The 22,635-nt window shown below is 35.1% G+C and carries 11 protein-coding genes; 8 read left to right on the top strand and 3 right to left on the bottom strand.

The annotated features are described in order from the left end of the window. The first annotated feature begins 261 nt into the window (after positions 1 to 261). The 4 genes from ACFCYN_RS07000 (at position 262) to ACFCYN_RS06985 (ending at position 12,668) form a co-directional block, all read left to right on the top strand. The gene (locus ACFCYN_RS07000; RefSeq protein WP_375948375.1) at positions 262 to 732 is read left to right on the top strand and encodes an NUDIX hydrolase; all 471 of its coding nucleotides are present in this window, start codon (positions 262 to 264) and stop codon (positions 730 to 732) included. Positions 733 to 928: 196 nt separating this feature from the next. Beyond that, positions 929 to 1,537: a methyltransferase family protein gene (locus tag ACFCYN_RS06995; RefSeq protein WP_172447950.1), complete on the top strand. Its 609-nt coding sequence runs from the start codon at positions 929 to 931 to the stop codon at positions 1,535 to 1,537. 379 nt (positions 1,538 to 1,916) lie between these two features. After that, positions 1,917 to 2,363, top strand: coding sequence for a WapI family immunity protein (locus tag ACFCYN_RS06990; protein WP_172447952.1), 447 nt, complete (start codon positions 1,917 to 1,919; stop codon positions 2,361 to 2,363). Between the two features lie 1,725 nt (positions 2,364 to 4,088). Continuing rightward, complete coding sequence (locus ACFCYN_RS06985; RefSeq protein WP_375948373.1) at positions 4,089 to 12,668, top strand: InlB B-repeat-containing protein; 8,580 nt, start codon at positions 4,089 to 4,091, stop codon at positions 12,666 to 12,668. A gap of 436 nt (positions 12,669 to 13,104) precedes the next feature. On the opposite strand, the gene ACFCYN_RS06980 is transcribed toward ACFCYN_RS06985, so the two are convergent. Next, positions 13,105 to 14,325 carry a helix-turn-helix domain-containing protein gene (locus ACFCYN_RS06980; protein WP_172446221.1) on the bottom strand — a complete coding sequence of 407 codons (1,221 nt, stop codon included), beginning with the start codon at positions 14,323 to 14,325 and terminating at the stop codon, positions 13,105 to 13,107. A 228-nt stretch (positions 14,326 to 14,553) separates the two neighbouring features. Next, complete coding sequence (locus ACFCYN_RS06975) at positions 14,554 to 15,138, bottom strand: TetR/AcrR family transcriptional regulator (protein ID WP_375948370.1); 585 nt, start codon at positions 15,136 to 15,138, stop codon at positions 14,554 to 14,556. A 271-nt stretch (positions 15,139 to 15,409) separates the two neighbouring features. Here ACFCYN_RS06975 and ACFCYN_RS06970 point away from each other — a divergent pair, with 271 nt between their 5' ends. Together ACFCYN_RS06970 and ACFCYN_RS06965 are read left to right on the top strand one after the other, a co-directional pair. Then, positions 15,410 to 16,852 carry a DHA2 family efflux MFS transporter permease subunit gene (locus ACFCYN_RS06970; protein WP_375948384.1) on the top strand — a complete coding sequence of 481 codons (1,443 nt, stop codon included), beginning with the start codon at positions 15,410 to 15,412 and terminating at the stop codon, positions 16,850 to 16,852. A gap of 28 nt (positions 16,853 to 16,880) precedes the next feature. Then, complete coding sequence (locus tag ACFCYN_RS06965; protein ID WP_172446218.1) at positions 16,881 to 17,639, top strand: SDR family oxidoreductase; 759 nt, start codon at positions 16,881 to 16,883, stop codon at positions 17,637 to 17,639. Between the two features lie 121 nt (positions 17,640 to 17,760). Here the strand turns inward: ACFCYN_RS06965 and ACFCYN_RS06960 are convergent, their stop codons facing one another. Then, positions 17,761 to 19,194: an alanine/glycine:cation symporter family protein gene (locus ACFCYN_RS06960; protein ID WP_172446217.1), complete on the bottom strand. Its 1,434-nt coding sequence runs from the start codon at positions 19,192 to 19,194 to the stop codon at positions 17,761 to 17,763. A 288-nt stretch (positions 19,195 to 19,482) separates the two neighbouring features. Here ACFCYN_RS06960 and ACFCYN_RS06955 point away from each other — a divergent pair, with 288 nt between their 5' ends. Both ACFCYN_RS06955 and ACFCYN_RS06950 read left to right on the top strand, forming a co-directional pair. After that, positions 19,483 to 20,073 carry a TetR/AcrR family transcriptional regulator gene (locus ACFCYN_RS06955; protein ID WP_172446216.1) on the top strand — a complete coding sequence of 197 codons (591 nt, stop codon included), beginning with the start codon at positions 19,483 to 19,485 and terminating at the stop codon, positions 20,071 to 20,073. A gap of 154 nt (positions 20,074 to 20,227) precedes the next feature. After that, complete coding sequence (locus tag ACFCYN_RS06950; RefSeq protein WP_375948368.1) at positions 20,228 to 22,408, top strand: YhgE/Pip family protein; 2,181 nt, start codon at positions 20,228 to 20,230, stop codon at positions 22,406 to 22,408. Positions 22,409 to 22,635 lie beyond the last annotated feature (227 nt).

Here is a 22,635-nt window from a genome sequence, read left to right as displayed (position 1 = left end):
TGCTTCATACTAATACAGAACAAGCTGATAAATTTTATACTTCCCTTGGATTTTCAAAAGAAAATAGATTTCTTAATTCTACACATTGTTTAAATATGTAAAAACAGTGAAGAGTTATACAACTAACTGATGCGATAGTTGTATATCAAAAGTCATAAAAGGGGCTTGTTCTTTATTAAAAAAATAGCGGTATAGTTGATTAAGAAAAGGACTTTTAACTGTCAAATTGAATAAATAAAGAAAAAAGTAAGGATGAGTTTAATGAATGGAAAACAAAATTATATCCAGTGGATTAGAGAAAAGGTTGGACAGGATTTAATTTTCTTAAATTTTGCTGGAGGAATTGTATGTAATGAGCATAACGAGGTGTTATTGCAAAAAAGAGGCGATAGCGATTCATGGGGATTTCCTGGGGGAGCAATGGAACTAGGGGAATCTGCTGAAGAATCTGCCATTCGTGAAATATATGAAGAAACTGGATTAAAAGTAAAGGTAGAACATCTAATTGGTGTTTATACAAAATATGTCCACCTTTATTCAAGTGGCGATAAGGCTCAAACCATTACTTTCTTTTTTAAATGTAAACCTTTTGATGGTGAATTAACGATAGATGGAAAAGAAACTCTGGAGTTAAGGTACTTTCCAAAATATGAGCTACCAGAGTTATTCGTGCAACAACATCAAGACGCATACGAGGATTGGCTATCAGGAAAAATTGGAGTATGTCGTTAATTGATACCAACTGTTCTGTTATAAATATGAATTACTAATAACATGATCGACTAATCAGTCGATTTTTTTTATAGCTAAATGGTAGTTTAGTATAATAAGATTTCTTTATTAAAAGAAGGAATTTCTATTTCTGAGAAGAATATTACCTAATTCAAAATATTTATTGTGAAAAACTTTTTTTATGGAGGCAAAATGAATGTCATACTTTTCATCTCTGGTTGAATTTTATGTATTTACCCTACTTTTCATTTTTTTTCTAATATCAGAGGTCATAATTAAAATATATGCAGATATTAATAGATTGCGTTCTTTCAATAAAAGAAAATCATCGGACGTAGGTTCGATTTTTATTGCAATTATCGGTTTGTTTGGAAGCCTTCAATTAAGTTTCTTTCTATCAAATGATAGTATGTCCTCGTCAGTTATAAGACTGCATCTTCCAAATTTCATTTTTTTCTTTGGAGTATTTTTTATGTTAGGAGGAGTTGTGCTTCGTTGTGTGTCTGTACTGACTCTGAAGCGTGCCTTTACCGTTGTAGTGCAAACCACAGTTAACCAGAAGTTAATTAAACACGGTATGTATAAATTCCTAAGAAACCCTTCGTATACAGGTTTATTGCTTTTTACTATCGGAGTTGCTCTTTCTCTGCGAAATTTAACCGCTGTAATACTATCATTGATTCTTTTTACTGTGTGTTTTGGAATAAGAATTATAGTTGAAGAAAAGGCATTGAGGACGAGGTTTGGGCAAGAGTTTGACGAATATTGCATTAACACATGGAGATTAATTCCTTTTATTTGGTAAATATTATAACTTATATTTAATAATTAAATTCACACCATTTCTGAAGTGAATTTTTTTGCGTTTATCATTGTGATTTGTAATGCTTCTTAGCCATTTTCAAACACGAAATTGAAATCCGTTAGGCGAATCCATCCTTTATTTGCCGATAAAACAACACTAAAATCTAACTGAGGCTTATATTAAAACATTTATCATTTTTTAAACTTAATTGATAAAATCTTATGCAACTAATTAATGCATTAGTTGTACAAAATAATCGGCTGTATGGTCGATTTTTTTTATTAAGCTAAATGGCAATTTAGTTGTATAAGAATCTGTTAAAATAACTCTTATTTTGATAAGGTTGAACTAAAGGCAATTAATGAAGAGGGATGATTAAGTGTATGCATTTGAACTTGGAGGCAAACAAGGATATATAAGAATTGAGCTAACTGAGGTTTTAGGTTTTCCAAAAAGAACAAGTTATTTGGGAGGCTATGATGTTAAGGGGAAAATTGAAATTAAAAGTAAAAACTATTACGTTAAAGATGCCGAACTTTGGTTTTCAACAGGTCAAATATATGAATTCTACGAACAACTGCTTAAATGCTACAAGGAATTAAAAGGTATAATTAATTTTCCGAATACTGAATCGGAGCTTAAATTAGTGCTCGAATTTGCAGACTTTGGTCAATTTACAATACTTGGCAGTTTTCAAGAGTATCCATCAGAGGAGAATTTTTTACAATTTGAATTTGAAAGTGAACAGAGCTATTTGACTTCTACGTTAGCAGAACTAAAAGAAATTGTTGATTACTATGGTGGAAATCAGGGACTAATTGTATAAAGCTTATACAACTAACTGATACGTTAGTTGCTTAAGGAATGTCTAAGACTGTCTAAATGGGACAGTCTTTGTTAGCTCCAAAATCAACATTTTAATCTAACAGAACCTCTCCTTGAAACGGTAAATGAAGATGTTCCAATGGGACATTTTGCATGATCCACATGAAAACGGCTTTTAACAATCCCCTGCAACAACCAGAAAGGGAACCTGAACTTAAAGGGGAGATTCGGTTTTTTTTCTCTCGTATTTCATCATGAAATCTGATTCCTTTCCTTTTAGATTGATCTCAAATTTAGTCATATCATCATTGTGGTGCATAGTAAAACCTCCTATTTTTTATTCTCAGCACCTGTATGATGCTGAAGTTCAAACTTTCATCTATTAAAATACTTCTTATTACTTATGTCGCGAGTACCTGGATTCCAGGACATATGCCAAGTGAAAAAAATTAAACTAAATGACTCAAAGAGAACATAAGCACTCCCTACAAGAATTGCAAGTCTTAATTGAAACAATTAGATACTAGCCAGATTTGCTATAGTCAACGCTAGTTGAACGGATTTGTGACTCGTTTAAAAAAGGTACCGGTTACAACGCTATCGCTGAAGAAAGGTGTAATAGCGTCTATTTAGAGCTCTTAAAAGGTACCGTTCAGAACGCTATTTCAAATCCATCCACTATGTATGCCGCGCATAATTTGAATTTCGCCCATCCAGTAGCTACTAGATCATATCCATCCAAATCGAAATCCGGACAATAGCCTCATTTATTAAACCGGTTTTTCTTTCATGCCAGACATGAAATGAGTTTCTACTACGTATGACACATATGATCCAAGACTTGCGCATCAGCTACAACGTAATCGAAAGCTATTCGTGACCGACCATCAACTATTAGCTGGATCAAGATAAAATTGCACGCAAACATGTTAGTAATACCGCATTTTGCACGGAATTTTGTTTGGGGATAGTAAAATAGCACAGAAAAACGTTAGTAATAAGACGTTTTTTCTGTGCTATTGCGTCTGACTTCCTAAAAAACTTTCAATTTGGTTTAATTAAATTCTTAAAACGTTGAATTATAAATTTTTTAAGAGGTTTTTCTATTTTAGGCGTTAATTATTTTTTTATCGTTTTATCTAAATTGATATATTATCTGAGGACAAAACGTTTAAACTTACTAATGCTTTTAAAGTATTTAAACTGATATAAATTAAAGAGTGTTTAAACAACTTCTCCCTGTACCAAAAACTGTGATCTAATCTACTTACAGTTTTTATTTATTATAAAGAAATGAATAGTAAATCTTTGAGAATATGAACAATTTAAAAACGACTTTAAATTTTCATTAGTATTTTCAAATGTAAGTAAATAATGGAATTTATAATCCGAAAATTTAAAAAAATATTTAAATGTAGAAAATTCCCCCAAATCAGACTAAATTTCAATGAAATTATAAAAATAGAATTTCACTGAATAATTAGGTGTATAGAACTAATGGAAGAAGATAAAGCAGTGTAATTATGCGTAAAAACCCATAGATTAGGCTGTTTTTGGTAGATAAATGAGTTGATTTTGTTCGTCAGATGACGACAATTTCCTGCAAATTCCCCCAATATAGTTTACGTATTTTTTAAAGTATTATTATGGTAGATTAATTAATTTGTATTTTTTTAGAATATTTTTAATTCTTAACCGAAAAGTTCACTAAAATGGGGGAGATTTAATGAAGAAGAGGAAACAGAAACGAACGTTATCGGCTGTTGCATTGAGTAGTGCGATGTTACTAAATGTCGTATTACCCCAAAGTGCGATTCTTGCACATGCAGAGTCGAATGTCGATCAGAAAAGCTCATCTGATGGGAAATTTACAGCAGATGAAGTGAATCGCATTTTGACTGGATTAACGCCAGAACAAAAAGCGAGCATCAATAAGCTGACTGGTGCGGATAACACACAAAAAATCCACGTCGATCAGAAAGATTTAAAAAGTGGAAAAAATATTGACGTAATCGTTCAATTTAAAGTGGATCCAGCAAAGATCCAAATCATAAAGCAATCACTTGAAAAAGGAAGCGCAAGTGCGCAGACATTTGCTGATGATTACGCAGAAGCAAAACAAAAAGTTGCGGATGCACATGCGAAATTTAAAACGTTTGTCAAGACGCAGCCAGCTAAGCAAATTACTGGTGGAAAAGAAGTTCAGACGGATGTCCGCATCACAAGGGAATACACAGATGCATTTAACGGGGTTGCATTATCGGTTCCACCGAGTATGGTTGAAACAATTGCCAGCCAAGCGGATGTTGCTTCTGTTTGGTCAGTGGTTCAATACGAAGTAGAAGAAGGAACGCCTTCAAAAGGAGAAACAGTTACAGCGACCGAGGTACCGGCGACTGGAAAACCAACTGCAGGGCTTTCATTATTGGGTGTCGATAAACTACACGCTGAAGGAAACACAGGTAAATTCTTGTCAGGTCCAAAACAAGGTCAACGAGTAAAAGTTGGGGTACTTGATACAGGGATTGACTACAACCATCCTGATTTATATAAAGTAACTCACGATGCGGACGGTCATTTATACGAAGGACATGACTTTATTAATTCAAAAGTTGATGCAGATGGAACCGTGATCCCAGTAGATGATCATGACCCGATGGAAACGATCTATTCGGATTGGGAAGCAGCAAGAGAAAATCCGAATCCAGAAGAAGGGTTACCGTCTCCTAATTACAAAGATTATATTACGGAGCATGGTACTCACGTATCCGGTACGATTGCAGCGAGTACAACAAATAATAATAACGTTTACTCAGCGGACGGTGTTGCACCAGATGTTGAACTTCACGGGTACCGCGTACTTGGACCGGGTGGACATGGTTCTTCTTACGCTGTACTAAGCGGAATCGACCAAGCAGTAAAAGATAAAATGGATGTCGTGAATCTATCACTCGGTGCAAATATTAATGACCCATTTTACCCGACTAGTATCGCGATTAACAACGCAACATTACAAGGTGTCGTTTGTTCAGTCTCTGCGGGAAATGCAGGACCAGGCGTCGCGACACTTGGGTCACCAGGGACTTCACCACTTGCCATTACGGTAGGCGCAAGTACGGTTCCAGAACAAATTCCTGTACAAACCGTAAAATTCGGTAATACGCCGTATCAAGCGCGTTTATTCGGAAAACATTTTGCAGACGCTGATGATGCGTTCAAAGGATTATCGATTCCAATAGTCGATGTTGGTCTAGGAAGCAAAGATGATTATGCAGGAAGAGACATGAGCGGAAAAATTGCCCTTGTGAAACGCGGAGTCGATACATTAACTCAAAAAATGGCCAATGCGAAAGATTCTGGGGCAAAAGGGATGATCATTTGGGATAACCAAGCTGATGAAGAAACCCAAGGGTATAATCCAAACTTTTTAGGGATAAGCGCTGACAATGTATATGCAATTTCTATTACACAAGCACAAGGTGAATCACTTGTAAACGCAATCAAAGCCGATCCTGGGAACGCAAAGATTACGTTCCCAATGACGCTTGATGCCCCACTCAACAAACCGGCGGATCAATTGGCGTCGTTCAGTTCAACAGGACCAGTAAAAGATTGGAGCATCAAACCAGACGTCATCGCACCAGGTGTCGATATTTTCTCAACTCAACCATTCGATGTGTGGGAACCAAATAATGAAAAAGATTATAAATATGCTTACCAATCAATGTCAGGTACATCTATGGCTGCGCCTCACGTAACAGGGATTTCAGCCCTTGTATTAGCTGCACATCCAGATTACACACCAGCCGATGTGAAAACGGCATTAATGAATACAGCAAAAGACGTGAGTACCGATTCAAAAACATACAGTGTGTACCAAGTTGGTGCAGGACGTGTTGATCCAGTTCGAGCGGTGCACTCTGATATCAAAATACAAGTATTAGATAAAGCAACAAGTACTACAACTATAGATGGGAAAGAACAGTATACGCCAATCGATAACACGACAGGTAGCTTCTCGTTTGGTTTTAATGGACGCGGAGAAGGAGCGAAAACCGGCTCTGATGATGTTGTCAAATCAAAAGACTTCACGATTACAAACCAAGGTTCAACAAGTAAAACGTTCAAACTAAGTTCAACGTTCATCACAACGAAATTTGCGAGTTCAAATCCTGTTGGACAAGGTACTGGAAATAATGTGAAAATCGACTTTTCGACTGGTGAGTCAAATGTAACGTCTGTCAGTGTGGACGGAAAAACCTCAGTGAAAGCGAAAGCGACAATTACCGTACCAGCAAACGCATTAGACGGTACGTATGAAGGATATGTAAATGTTGTGAATACAAATGATGCGAACGAATCATACCGCATGCCATTTACCATCACGATTGCTGAAAAAGGAATTGATTTTAAAGTAGACATCAAGGCGATGACACTATCTGAGCGTTATACTGGAAACTATAACCCAAATTCGGGACAACCTGGATCAGGATATTCCTTTTCTGTAAACGGCTCAATGGATAGTGCCTATGTTCTATTGAAAGATAAAGATGGAAACTATATCGGAGTCGTACAAAATGTGAGCAATATCAGTGGGGCTGGCCCTGGAGTCGTTTATGGTCCTGTAACAATGCTTGTTAATGGACTCTATTTACCATTTACAAAACCATATAATGGTTCACTTGATCAAGCTGGAATCGGGAAAACGCCTGCGGTGCTAAAAGAAGGTGCCTATTCGGTTGAGATGATCGCAACTGACAAAGATGGGAAAAAGTTTAAAAAAGAAGACACTATTTATGTCGACTACAAAGCACCTACCTTAACGATGGAAAGTGATTCGCAGCCGGGTATTTATGAAATCGACCCTACAGGATACAATCCAGGGCAAGAGGTGAAAAAGTTTTATGGAAACGTTTATGACTCGAATATTGATGTCATGAAAAATAATGGTGAAACGACGTTAAAAGATTACGATACGCTTAAGCCTTCACCTGTCAATCAAGGGCAGAACACAGTGTTTGGTTATCAAGATGGTCCATTTGTCACACACATTTTTAAAACGGATGGAAACGGTCGTTTCAGTTTTGGCTTAGAGCCTGACGACATTAAAGCAAGCGGAATGAAGTATGTGATCTATCCTTCCGACTATTCTGGAGCAGGCGACTGGTATTCAACGAAGAAAAAGTATTACTTCATCAAAAAAGGTTCGCCATATTTAACCGTCACAACTTCTGGAGGCGTAGACCCAGCACTAGAAAGCAAAGGGAATGTGGTCGTTGAACCGAATAAACCATTTAAAGTATCACTAGCGACGAAAAATGGAATTGGAATGACTGGCGGTACCTTTACAATTGAGGCGGATCATATACTTGAATATTCGAACATTAAGCTTTCTGACGAATATCGTAACTATTTAAGTAGTAAAGGCATTACACCTACACTAACAGTTGGTCAGCCTTATTTAGATAAACATACAGGCAGAAATTCAATCGATGTGACTATTTCTGGCGTTTCTGAAGCAGGTGGACTGACGAAAGACACGCAAGACATGACGATTTTAGAAGCAGATTTGACTTACACAGATAAAAGTGCATTTGTTGGCCCAATTGACGAAAGTTTCGCTGTCGAAAAATCGAGCTTCACATTGGCTGGAAAAGAGACAGTCGTTCCGGCTTTCTTAACGAACATGCCACTTGTTAAACAACCGAAGTCACAAGTGACGGGCGGTCTGTTTGCGGAAAGCTTCAAAGCAAACAGTTTAAGCGGAAGTTTTACGAATATTACGAAGGATTCAGGTGCGACCGTTACGGCAAAGGATGCCGATGGTAATACGTATGTAACGGATAACACAAGCGACGCAAACACCGTTCAAATAGGAAATCAAACTTCAGGTTCGTATTCCATTACAATGAAAGCAAGCGACAAGCCGTATTCAATTGAAACGAATATGCCAGGTCATTTTAAAGGATATCAAACAACGCCAGTCATTGGTTCCAACAAATTCGGATATCAATCAGGCTCTTACTTTGATTTTGCATCGATGAACACACCACTTTTACTTGGTGGAGATGTAAATGGCGATAATGTGATTGATATGAAGGATTTAGTTTCAGAAATCCAAGCATATGCGGATTTCGATTTTCTTAAAGGAGTATCAGCACCCTCTAAAGAAAAAGCGGAATTCTTTACAAATTCTATTGCTCATCGAAATAATGACATTAGCTGGGCTTTCTCAGGACTGAATTCATTTGGCAGTTACTCTTTCAGTAATATTGATTACAATGATTTTTACTATATCTTTAAAAACTTTGGTCAGAAAAATCAAAGTGCGATTGATGCAGGTAAGGTAGTCCCAGAACCACAACTTAATTTGACAGAAAATCTATCGATTTCATCAAATAGAGGAACACATACTGCTTCTTCTGATGATTCGAAAGTTAAAACCTATAACTTATCTGCTGGTAATGGTCTAAGTGAAGTCATGGCAATGCTAAATTTTGCAGGTCCAACGCAAAAAACATCCGTAACGCAATTACCAACTTTCCAAGATTTGAAAAATGGTTCAACTGTTTCGTTGATCCCAACGAGCAATGTCATGTTAGATGATATTGTATGGCGAAAAGCGATTACAAAGGTTGAATTAGGTCTAGGCGGTAATTTCACTGACGTAACGAATGCAGTTGTACCAAATACAACCGTTCCAGCAGTATCGATTACATCCGGCTACGTCAAGAATGACCCGACACAAGGGATCGTATATGTACCAGCTACACTAACATTACATGGTTCATTATTTAAAACGACTGGTACGTACACGGTTCGTATCACGGCTGCTGGCTATCAACCAGTCACGAATAGCTTTACAATTGCATCAGTGCCAATTGCAACGCCTACCATTCCAATGGTCACTGATCCAGCAAAAGCGCATATCGGAAACGATATCACGTTTAACTATACATTTGCTGATGAAGCAAATTGGCGAAATGGCATCAATAAAATCGTTGTAAAAACAGCGAATTTTACAACAGGCTTGGATATTACGAATCTAAAAGATGGAAATGGTAATCTGTATTACGATATTTCACAAACAGGAAAAATTACATTTAAAGCCGATTTATTTAAAACAAATGCAACAATTGATCCGAATGTCAATACGACGTATAATGCAGCGATTAATCCAGGAGGAACGAACTATTTACCTCAATTGTATAAATTCGAGATCAACTCAACCGGTTTAGATGGAACCATTTACCCGACAGTAACGATTGGTGCAGATGGCACAAGTGCGGCTCAACCAATTGGATATGGCATTACGTTTGACTCAAAAGGTGGAAGCGCGATAAATCCAATTTCATTCGGATTTAAACCAAGCAACTCTCGATATAATGGAGGACAGTTTATTTTCAATAGTATCTCTGTAAATCGAAGTACGCCACTTTCTGTCAAACCTGGCTATAATTTTGTTGGTTGGTATAATGTCGATCCAGTGACGGGTGCATTAACGACTCCTTGGGTTGAATATAATAACTATGCTTCAGATATAAAGGTTGCTGCAAAATGGCAAGTGAATTACACGCAAAACTATTCACCTGTTGATGTATCGAAACCGGATGGTGATAATTTAGGTGGTACCGTACTTGGTGAAGGTCCTGTTATGATTAAAATCCCAGACTATACAACGAACACACCATGGTTAAAGACAAAGAACGATATCGCAAAAATTGACGCAACGTACAAAAAAATGAAAGCAGATGGTACGTTTGAAACAACAGACAGTACGTATACATTAGATCCAAGTACGTATAATTTAGTTGATAATGGTGACGGTAGTGGTACGTTAACGTTCACAACGGCGACAGAGGCTTATGCGACTGCTCATCCAAGTGAAAAATTTGCATTTAGTCAAGCGCCAAGTTCAACTGGCTATCAACTAACACTAACGTCAACAACAGGAGAAACCGTTCAAATTCCAAGTGTGAAGCTAGGTTATCGCCGACACATTGATTTAAATGGAGGTACATTAAATTCACCAGGTGATGTATTCTTCAATGACAAACTAGTCAACGGAAAAGCATTTGGTGTTGACATGGTGACAGCAGCAACAAAAGTAAAAAATGGCACCCTTTCCATGATGCCAACACTTTATTATGATGCGGCTGGAACAAGCGGACAAGATGTACCAATTTCAACAGGAACTGGTAAAGTATTGAAAAACAACGAAACATATTACATCGCTTGGATGAAAACACCACCTCAAGTCACAAAAGATGTCGTAGGAAATGTTGTTGGAAGTGATATTACAATCGCCTTTACAGACGACGGAACTTGGCGAAATAATATCAAGAAAGTCAGCATTGGTTCAAAAGTACTAAATGTGGGTATTGATTATAAACTAACGTATGATTCAATAACACACAAAGGTTCAATTACACTTGATAAATCATTATTTACAGCCGGACAAAAAGTAAATGTGACCATTTCGTCAGAAGGGTACTTGGATGCGACTGTTACAGACCAAGTCATTGGTTACACAGTCACTTTTGAAACAAACGGAGGCGATGCAATCGAACCGCAAATCGTTGACTCACGTGTTACAATGCCAACTGACCCAACTAAAGTTGGTTACAAATTTATGGGATGGTACAGTGACGAAGCGTTAACAACGCCGTTTGATTTCACAAGCATTGTGACAAAACCAATTAAACTATATGCAAAATATGCCTTAGCAACATCAATCGTATCAGCAGATACAACTGATAATGCGTTAGGCAATGAAATCACACTCGAATTTAGCGACAAAGATTGGGCAAATGCGATTACGAGTATCAATGTGGCAGGTTCAGCGATTGATGCAACAAAATACAAAATCGATGCAACACATGGCACACTGACAATTGATCAGAGTGTATTCAAAAAAACAGGTGACTTTATCATCAGTATTAGCGCAAAAGAATATGCAGATGTTACAGTGACGCAAAAAATCGTAAACGGAAATAACATTCACTTTGTTCTAAAAGGTGAAAAAGCGCCATTTGAAGTAAAAGACCAAATCGTCGTACGTCGTATTACAGAACCAACCGTACACGGATACGATTTAAAATGGTTCGCAGATGAAGATTGCACAATCCCTTGGGATTTCACAAATTCGATTTACTCTGCAAAAACAATTTACGGAACTTGGAAACCAGCTAAATATACTGTAATCTATAACACACAGGATGCTGGACTAGTCGTATCAGTGAAGGCTGAATACAACTCACTTCTAGATGAAACAAAACCAACAAGAACAGGCTATACTTTCCTTGGTTGGTATAAAGAGGCTGAAGGTAAAACACCATGGAACTTTGATACTGATAAAGTAACAGACAACATGATCCTTTATGCGAAATGGAGTATTAATTCTTACACTGTTCACTTCAATAGTAATGACGGCAGTCAAGTTGCTGACAAAACTGCAACATATAACTCGACGATCACTGCACCGACAACAAACAGAACAGGCTACACGTTAGTTGGATGGTACAAAGATGAGGAAGGTAAAGTAGCTTGGAACTTTGCAACAGATAAAGTAACAAGTGATACAACGTTATATGCGAAGTGGAAAATTAATTCTTATAAAGTGAGTTATGTTAGCAATGGTGGTTCAACAGTCCATGCTCAAACTGCAAATTACAATAGCGTAGTTAATTTACCAAAACCAACAAGAACGGGTTATACGTTCGCAGGATGGTACAAAGATGCTACATTAAAAACACCAGCAGGAAATTCTTTAAAATTAACAGGTAACATTACACTTTATGCAAAATGGAACATCAACACGTATACTGTTAAATTTAACAGTAACGGAGGAAGTTCAGTTGCTTCAAAAACAGCAACTTACAATGGGGCGATTAGCCAACCAAAGTCACCAACAAGAAAAGGCTACACATTCCTTGGATGGTACAAAGATGCTGCAGGTAAAGTAGCTTGGAACTTTACGAAAGATCATGTTACAGCAAACATGACAATTTACGCTAAATGGGTAGCAAATCCAGCTAAACCATCAAATGCGAAATTATCGAAAGCTGGAAAAGATTCAGTGAAATTATCATGGTCAAAAGTTTCAGGTGCAACAGGATATGAAATTGTAAAAGCAACTTCAAAAACAGGATCATATTCTCACCTAACTAGTGTGACAACAACGAATTATACAAACAAAGGATTAAGTAAAGGTAAAACATACTATTACAAAATCCGTTCTTACAAACTTGTTGGATCACAAAAAATCTATGGTGAGTGGACAAACGTAATGTCTATCAAACAATAAAAGTGAAACAACAGGCAGTACAAATTACTCTCAAGTAATTAAATCAAAAAGGGTGCTTATGAAATGAAGAGGATTGACTAAACACCCTTTCTTGAAAGAATAAGGAATAGCTTGGCATTTTCAAATTTAAAAACTTTCCCTTAAAAATAATAAAAGACAAGAGTACGAGTTAGTATTCTTGTCTTCTTTTTTTTAAAAATTAAAAGAGGGTGTCTCAAAACCAACTTATCAATAAAAATTAAAGGTATATCAACAAATTTCCGTGTTTTATCAACAAAAAAATGATTATATCAATAAAGTTCACAACTTTATCAAAAAATGACATAATTTGTTCGTCTTTCTATTAATCACAACTTTGGAATTCCCAAAAAAATCTTCATAAAAAAGAGCCGTATCAATGAAGAGACAGCCCCGATCTATAATAAAAATATAAGTGCTAAGCATTCACAATTAATTGCGCAATTTCCATTGCCTGTTCATTTAAATTCATCTTTTTATAATAATTAAATAATTCCTTTTTCGAGCGCTCCACTAAAAATGTGAAGCCATTTTTTATAAACATTGGTAAAGCTTTATTATTAAGGTAGATATGATATTCTTTTTCCTTAGACTTTAATAAATAAAGTAAAAGTTTAAATAAGTGTATATATAAAGTATAGTTATTCTTCTTCGCTATAAGTAGTCCAGAGTCTGTGCCATGAATAAGCTCTTCTATATTGGATGAACCACCATCAAATGAACTTCGAATATAACCTTCTAATGAAAGTAAATATGACGCGGATTCGGAATCCTTCAGTGACATCGATTCTTTGTAGTATTTACTAGCATCTTTATAATGTTTACCTCTATATAATTCATAAGCTAAGTTATGCAGTACTTTTGCTTTTCGCTCAGGTGCATTGCACAGCTCGCAGCTTCTAATTAAATTTTTAAAACGATTAATAATTTCTTCATCTAATGTGTCACCTTGAACTTGTATAATCATCAGCATTTCAGCGTCAATCACTCTAAGATAGTTATTGATTTGTTTGAAAAAATGACGAGATTTTTCAGCATAATAATAGGCTAATACAGGAGCACTTAAAGTATGATAAGCCGATGCTAAATGGTAATTATATTCAGGGTTTTTATAAACTGTATTATCAATCGATTTTAAAATTTGGATTACTTTACTATATTCTTGTTTTGCTAAATAATAAATTCCTAAAATATGCTTTAATAAATTTCGTTCATATTGTGCTAATTTATCTTCCTTTTTTTGAATCTTTTTGATGATTTTAAATGCTTCATTACATTTATTATACACAAGAAAATATTTAGCTCTTAGCAACTGATACATATCATTATATTCTGAGATTTGAATTAATTCTTCCATTTCAAATTCATAATAGATTTGATCCATCTCTTCAAATAACTGCATGATGATCACGTCATGCCAGTGAAGTAATCGTTGTTTTATATTCATAAAATTAGTTACTTCTAATTCCATATCAATACCAAGTCTGTTTGATAATAAATTTATTATTTCGGGCGCATATTTAGTTTGCGCACATTCTATTTTACTTATATGGGTAACGGAGCAAATGTTTTTTCCAAGCTGTTCTTGCGTTAGTTTGTATTTTTCTCGATAAAACTTAATTATTTTTCCTTCATACATAACTAATTCCTCCTTCCCACCCTATGATGTAAAAAATACACCTAATACTAAAATTCTACATTTAACAACAAAATTAGTATATTTAGAGATATCGTATAGCATGTGAAGTAATACTTAAAGATGTGTTAAGAAGTAGTGAAAAGGAAAATACAGGAAAAGAAAGGGGGGAGAAGGAAGTAATTTTTTGCCATCCCTTTCCCGAACTTCATTTTTTTACCTTACGTTGAATTATTTCTCTATTTTATTACCGATTCTAAAGAGCATAGATAGTTGCTTTGCTAGATATTGCGGAGTATAAGGCATATCATTCCTTAACCAAGATACAATTGTGCCAATCAGCGCAGATGAACCGTACCAAATAATAATATCCTTTTGAATATCTGTTTTAATGTGTAAGGAATCAATTTCTCTTCTTTGCGTTATTGTTTCTGTAATGATTTTTAATAATTGCTCCGTAAAGATAGGTGTTTTAGTAGAAGCAAGAACTACTTTATAAAATTTTGCATTCTGAGCTATATGTTCGAGCAATTTTAAAAGCTTCACTGAATCTGTTTCTTCTATAGATTTATAATTCGTTGAATCCCTCATAATTTGGCCAAGCTTCTCGCCCATTTCCAAAGCCATATTCTCCATCATATCTTGTATATCACGATAATGCAGATAGAATGTAACTCGGTTAACTGTTGCACGCTCAGCGATTCGATTAACTGTTATTTTGTTTAGATCCATCTCTTGAAGTAGATCGATAAATGCATCTTTAATCAATTGGCGTGTACGAATGATCCTAGGGTCTACTTTTATTTTATCCTTCAAATCAAATCACCTTTTCCATAAAATTTACAATTTTTTTAGATGTGTATATTAAGTTTGATTTTTGCTACAGAAATAAAATGTGTGATAACTACAATACATTTCTACAAATATTGTTGGTTGTAAGAATGAACTATCTAACTATAATTAATTTATATCATGTTAATTATTAAACACTTTGTAAATTATGTCCATGATAAAGATAGAAGGAGTTGATGGGGGATTGAGTAAAATTACTGTTTCAGACACAAATTCAATAAAAAAAGGACCTATTATGTTCATTTTGATTTTAGGTGCTTTTTTAGCAACGTTAAATCAAACGCTTATGAGTGTTGCCATTCCTGAGCTAATGGTTGATTTTCACATCAAGGCAGCAACAGCACAGTGGTTAACAACAGGTTACATGCTAGTAAATGGTGTGTTAATCCCGATTACAGCTTATTTAATGCTACGTTTCACAACGCGCCAGCTTTATCAGGCTTCAATGATTATCTTTTTAGCAGGAACAATTGTATCGGCAATTGCGACTGACTTTCCTGTTTTGTTAACAGGGCGATTGATTCAGGCTGCAGGTGCAGGAATTATTATGCCACTGCTTACGAATGTTATTTTGACAATATTCCCACCTGAAAAACGTGGAGGGGCAATGGGGATGGTTGGACTAGCGATTATTTTCGCACCGGCTATTGGACCTACTCTTGCAGGTTACATTATGGAAAACTACAAATGGGAAACGATGTTTTACGGAATGATTCCATTTGCTATTTTAGTAATCGTACTTGGGTTTATTTATTTACGTAACGTATCCGATCGTGTCATAACAAAATTTGATTTACTTAGCGTAACATTATCGACAGTCGGTTTCGGTGCAATGCTATATGGTTTCAGTCGAGCTGGAAGCTTAGGCTGGAAGAACGCCGAAGTCATTACTACGATTGCTGTTGGAATTTTAGCGCTTGTACTTTTTTCTTGGAGACAAATGGTTTCAAAAAATCCTTTACTTGATTTGCGTGCATTCAAGTTTAGTATGTTCTCATTAACGACAGTTATTAATATCGCAGTAACGATGGTAATGTATGCAGATATGATGCTACTTCCACTTTACTTACAAAATATTCGTGGCTATACACCTGTTGAGTCAGGTCTTCTATTACTTCCTGGTGCATTAGTAATGGGCTTTCTTATGCCAGTTACTGGAAGACTATTCGACCGAGTGGGTGCAAAATGGCTTGCTATTTTCGGGATGATTATTACAATTGCAACAACACTTGGATTCACAACCTTAACAGATTCAACGAGCTACACTTACCTAGTTTTAATGTCAACAGGTCGACGAATCGGAATGGCATTAATGATGATGCCAATCCAGACAGCTGGTTTGAATCAACTTCCGAAGCAATTAAATGCACACGGTACAGCAATTACGAATACAATCCGTCAAGTGGCTGGGGCAGTTGGTACATCACTTTTAGTCACAGTTATGACAGACCGTACAAAAACACATATTCAGGAATTAATTCCTACAGCGGCAACTAAAGGCTTAACACAAGCTCAGCTTATAAAAGAAGCTTCAATAAATGGAATAAATGACGCTTATTTAGTAATTGTAGGAATAGGAATAATTGGATTATTGCTTTCTTTCTTTATTAAAAAGGGTAAACAAACAGCTTCCGAAGAGGCAACTGTTAAGTTAGATAAAGTAACAGTTAAAGCATAAAACATCATAATTAATAGGGGGAATAATCGTGAGACTTCAAAATAAAGTAGCTGTAGTAACTGGTGCAGGTTCAGGTATGGGGAAAGCAATCGCTGTCCTTTATGCAAAGGAAGGTGCAAAAGTAGTAGTATCTGATATTAATGTAGATGCTGCTAAAGCAACCGTTGAAGAAATAAAATCAAACGATGGTGATGCAATAGCTGTAATGGCAAACGTTTCGCTCGAAAATGATGTTCAAAACTTAATCGATTCTGCCGTTAATACTTTTGGCACATTAGATATTCTAGTTAATAATGCGGGAATAATGGATAACTTTGAACCTGCAGGTGATATTGAAGATGAAAAATGGGAAAGAGTTTTTGCAGTAAACACAACAAGTGTCATGCGCTCAACTAGAAAAGCCTTACCGATCTTTTTAGAAAAAGAGTCTGGAGTTATTATTAACATAGCTTCCGCTGGCGGATTACAAGGTGCTAGAGCAGGAGCAGCATACACAGCTTCTAAGCATGCTGTTGTTGGATTTACAAAGAATACTGGATTCATGTACGCAAAGAATGGAATCCGTTGTAACGCAATTGCCCCTGGTGGTGTAGAAACAAATATCGGCTCATCAATGACAAATATCAACGAGTTTGGTATGGGACGAATTCAAGTAGGATTAGGAGTAAACCCTCGAGTAGGTAGACCAGAAGAGATTGCAGAAATCGCTTTATTCCTTGCTTCAGATGAATCGAGTTTTGTGAATGGTACTGTTATTACTGGTGATGCAGGTTGGACTGCATATTAAGGCAGCAATTTTATAGTAGGGTACTATTAGTAAAATTATTGCCTTTAAAATAAGAATCTTTCATGATCAAATTTGATATAAACAATGCAAAAACCATCATTCAAAGAATGATGGTTTTAATTTATTTTCCAACCTGCTTCTTAACATCCTTCTTCTCATCAATCCAAGCCTCTAACTGATCACGGCCAGGTATATTATCAATCTGATCAGCATAGAAAACAGGATCCAAACCTTGTTTCTTTTGTGAGATATAATCTTTTAATAAAGCTTTTACTACTTTAGCTAAACGTGTAATTGCGTAAAGATTAACGATTACCATTAATCCCATGAAGATATCTGCTAAAGACCAAATTAATTCAGCGTTATATAGTGCTCCGAATAATACCATTCCAATTACTGCAAAACGGTATAGATAAATTGATTTTTTTGAATGCTTCATGAAGCTAATATTTGATTCACCGTAGTAATAGTTACCCATAATTGTACTTAATGCGAATAGGAATACTGAAATTGAGACGAATGTGGCAGCGAAGTCTCCAAGACTTGCGCGTAAAGATTCCTGTGTTAAAGGTATACCAGTAAGTTCAGTTGTTTTATATACGCCTGAAACTAATACGATCATTGCTGTAGATGAACAGATGATAAATGTATCAACAATTACACCTAAAGCTTGAATAAATCCTTGTTTTACAGGGTGAGTTACATCAGCAGTTGCTGCTGCGTTTGGAGCAGAACCCATTCCGGCTTCGTTTGAGAATAATCCACGACGAATCCCGTGAAGAACTGCGGCACCCATTACACCACCAAACATTTGTTTAAACGTAAAAATACCTTCAGAGAATATTGCGCCGAAAACGTTTGGTAAAATATCAAAATTCGAAATCATTACCCATATAGCTAAAATGATATATACACCAGCTTTAATTGGAACTAAAACAGTTGAGAATTTTGCAACTGAATGTACGCCACCAAAAATAATTAAAGCTGTAATAATCCCTAATACAATTGCTGTAGTTTTTGTATTTACGCCGAATTCATTATTAATAGAAGCAGCAATCGTGTTTGCTTGTACTGCATTAAAGATAAGACCAAAAGATAACGTAATCAAAATACTAAAAATAACACCAAGCTTTCGATTACCTAAAGCTTTTTCCATATAATAAGCAGGCCCGCCGCGCCATGAAGAACCGTCTTTCACTTTATAAAGCTGAGCTAATGTACTTTCTACAAATGCTGAAGCTGAACCAATTAATGCCATTAACCACATCCAAAATACTGCGCCTGGTCCACCTAATGCTACTGCAGTTGCAACACCCGCAATATTACCTGTCCCAATACGTGCAGCCATTCCGATCATAAATGCTTGTAATGAAGATACCGTTTTTTTACTTTTGTCTTTGTTTCGGCCATCAGCTAATAATCGAACCATTTCAGGGAAGAATTTAAACTGAATAAATCCTAAATACGCTGTTAAAAATAGACCAATTGCAACTAATAAAATGACAATTAATTTAGCCCATAGATAGTCGTTGATTACTGTAACCAATTCTGTCATGAATCCCTCTCCTTTGTAAGAATATTCGAAAAATTATTCTATAATTTTGACTATAAAGTGTAATAATAAATTATTACAACGATGATGACAATAATTTTTTAATGAAATCTTAATGAAATTAGGTTGAATTAAAAAAAGATTAAAAAAGTGAGTGTTCACTTACTTTTTGTTGACGAAATGATTTCCGGTTAATATACTAGGAAAGTGAATAAACACTTACTTTTTTTGAGGCATGCTAAAATATAGGTTTAATTCCTTTTTTAACATTAGTTCGTAAGGAGGTAAATGGTGAATAAGGGTGAAAGAACAAAGCATCATATATTAGAAAAATCTATACAGCTTTTTGCGAAGAACGGTTATGATGGAACGACAATTAATCAAATTGCAAAGGAAAGTAAGATTTCTGAAGCAACGATTTATAAGTATTTTAAAAGTAAATTAGATGTATTAATTACTTGTGTAAAGCCTGATATTCAAGACGTTTGGATGGAAGAGGATTTTAGTAACTATTCGATTGAAGATTTGCTTAGATTATATGTAGAGAAACGAATTAAATGGGTAGAAAAGAATCGGAATCAAATTGAAATTTTGATAAGCGAAACTTTACGCCATCCTGAGTTATCAGAAATTTTCTTTCAACAAATATATCGCAAAACACCAATTGAAGAAGAAATTGAAGCTAGAATGCTCACAAAACAAACGAACTTGCATTTAGAAATTCCTATACTAAGCTTAAGTATGATTACGACAATCATATCGATTCTAAATCTGCAAAAGAGTGTAATGGGAAAAGATCCAATGCATATAACAGATGATGCTATCAATAAAATGGTGCAATTAATTTTATTTGGTTTAATAGGAAATAAAAGTCCTGAATAAACATGAATATGTATTTAGTTTTTAATGAATAAAACGGGAGAGTGGTTTAGTATACCCTTTTATTTTTTTATAAAAGGGAGTATTAAACTATTTAAATGACAAAAAATGACCATAATACAAATTTGGTCAATTGGTCTAAAAGGGGAGTGATATTGTGTTTAAACAAGAATGGAAAAATATTTTTAAGAAGCCAATGACTATAGCAACAATCATTGCAATTGGACTTGTACCGATGCTTTACTCATTAATTTTCTTATCTGCTTACTGGAATCCTTATAACAAAACAGAAAAACTTTCTGTCGCAGTTATTAATAATGATAAAGGTACTGAGTTTAATGATAAAAAGCTTAATGTAGGGAAGGATTTTGTCGATGGTTTGAAAGATAATAAATCTTTTAAATGGAAAGTGACAAGTAAAAAACAGGCAATGGATGGACTAAACGATGAAAAATATTATTTAGTCATCGAAATCCCTTCTAATTTTTCTAAAAATGCAGCTACATTATTAAACGAAAAACCACAAAAAATGAAGTTGAATTATTACACGAATGCGGGCAAAAACTATGTTGGTGCTCAAATTGGTACGAATGCAATGAAAGAAGTAAATGCTAATATCTCTAAAGAAATTACAGAGCAATATGCTAAATCTGTCTTTGATAACTTCAAGGATATTGGCGACGGAATGACAAAGGCAACTGATGGTGCAGGCAAAATCAATGATGGTGCTTCAAAAATAACAGATGGAACAGATGTCTTAAATAAAAATTTAAAAAAATTAAATGATAGCATGCTAACATTTGAAAACGGAAGTAGTAAGCTTAAAAATGGCGCAACACAACTTTCAGATGGGATTAAACAATCAAATGATGGAGCAAATAAATTAAACACTGGTTTAAACTCTCTTTTAGAAGGTACTGGTACATTGAAAGCCGGTTCTAGTGAATTAAATAATGGTCTGTCACAACTAGTTGATGGTGGGACTAAAATTGAAGCAGGGTCTTCTAAGTTGGAATCTGGAAGTAGTCAATTAAATGCTGGATTAAAACAATCTTATGAGGGCTCAAGCCAACTGCAAAAAAATGAGGCCAGCTTTAATGAGAATCTAGGTGCAACAAATAACGCATTAAAATCAATTGTTAGTGGATTGCAAGATGGCTCATTAAGTAAGGAAGACTTACAAAAATTACAATCAATCTCAAACAGCTTAAATCAGCTTTCACAAGGAAGTAACCAAATTAAAGCTGGTATCGATCAAGTTGCTGCAGCACAGGGGCAATTATATGAAGGCTCAAATAATCTACTTGCAGGACAAAAAGAGCTAAATTCAAATTTAAGTTTATTTAATAGTAAATTGCAACAAGCTTCTAACGGAGCGAATCAATTAGCCGGGGGAAGTAATGTTTTATACAATGGTACAAAACAATTAAGTGAAGGAAGCTCATTACTTTCATCAGGTTTAGGTAAGTTAAATACAGGTGGAGACCAACTAGTTCAAGGTATTGATCAACTAAATGATGGTTCTAAACAACTATCTGATGGAACAAATAAACTATATAACGGGTCTGGAGACTTATTAAAAGGTGCAACTGATTTATCAAAAGGAACGACTGAACTTCATAAATCATTAAAGGATGGTGGAGATGAAGTAAACAAAGTTAAAACAAGTGATGAAACCGATCAGTTCTTTGCACAACCGACAGAGTTAGTTGCTCATAAAATAAATAATGTAAAAGAGTATGGTGTTGGATTAACGCCTTATATTTTATCAATTGGATTATTTGCAGGTGGATTAATGTTCACTTCAGTTTATCCAATGAGAAAGAACTCAATCACTCCGACAACTGGTATAGCTTGGTTCTTTAGTAAATATAGCGTTCTAATCTTTGTGGGGATTATGCAATCGATTGTAGCAGACATCGTTTTAATTTACGGTATGGGTCTTGATGTGAAAAACGTAGGATTATTCGTTCTGTTTACAATGATCACTAGCTTAACATTCTTCTCATTAATTCAATTCTTAACTGTTACATTAGGGAATATAGGACAATATTTTGTGTTTGTAATGATGTTATTACAAATTGGAGGAACTTCAGGTACTTTCCCAATTTCATTAACACCGACATTCTTCCAAACGATTCATCCATATTTACCGATGACATACGCGATAAAAGGATTTAGAGAATTAATCTCTAGTTCTGTTAGCAAAGGATTTGTATGGGATCAAGTCTACTATTTATGCGGATTTGCAGTGCTATTTATCATCCTAACAAATGTAACATTTGCAGTTAGGGTTAAATCATCAAAGAAAAAACAACTAAGTGAAATCGAAGCATAAATCATAAATTAATAAAAAAGGATTGAAGTCTAACTAAAAAAAGATTTCAATCCTTTTTTACTATAATTGAAATAAAAATCCAGTATCTTTAGGTGAATATTTTATTGTAAAATTAGAGATGAAAAATGGGCATATTGAAGGAAATATTTTAGTTTTGCTTTACATTGTAAAGTAATTATCGGTAAACTTTAACATGGTAATTTAGGGGTGCATTTAAGTGCGATAAA

Origin of the sequence: Gottfriedia sp. NPDC056225 (assembly GCF_042267765.1) — a bacterium.
Classification (GTDB): Bacteria; Bacillota; Bacilli; order Bacillales; family Bacillaceae_G; genus Gottfriedia.
This window is presented reverse-complemented; position numbering and strand designations above follow the sequence as displayed.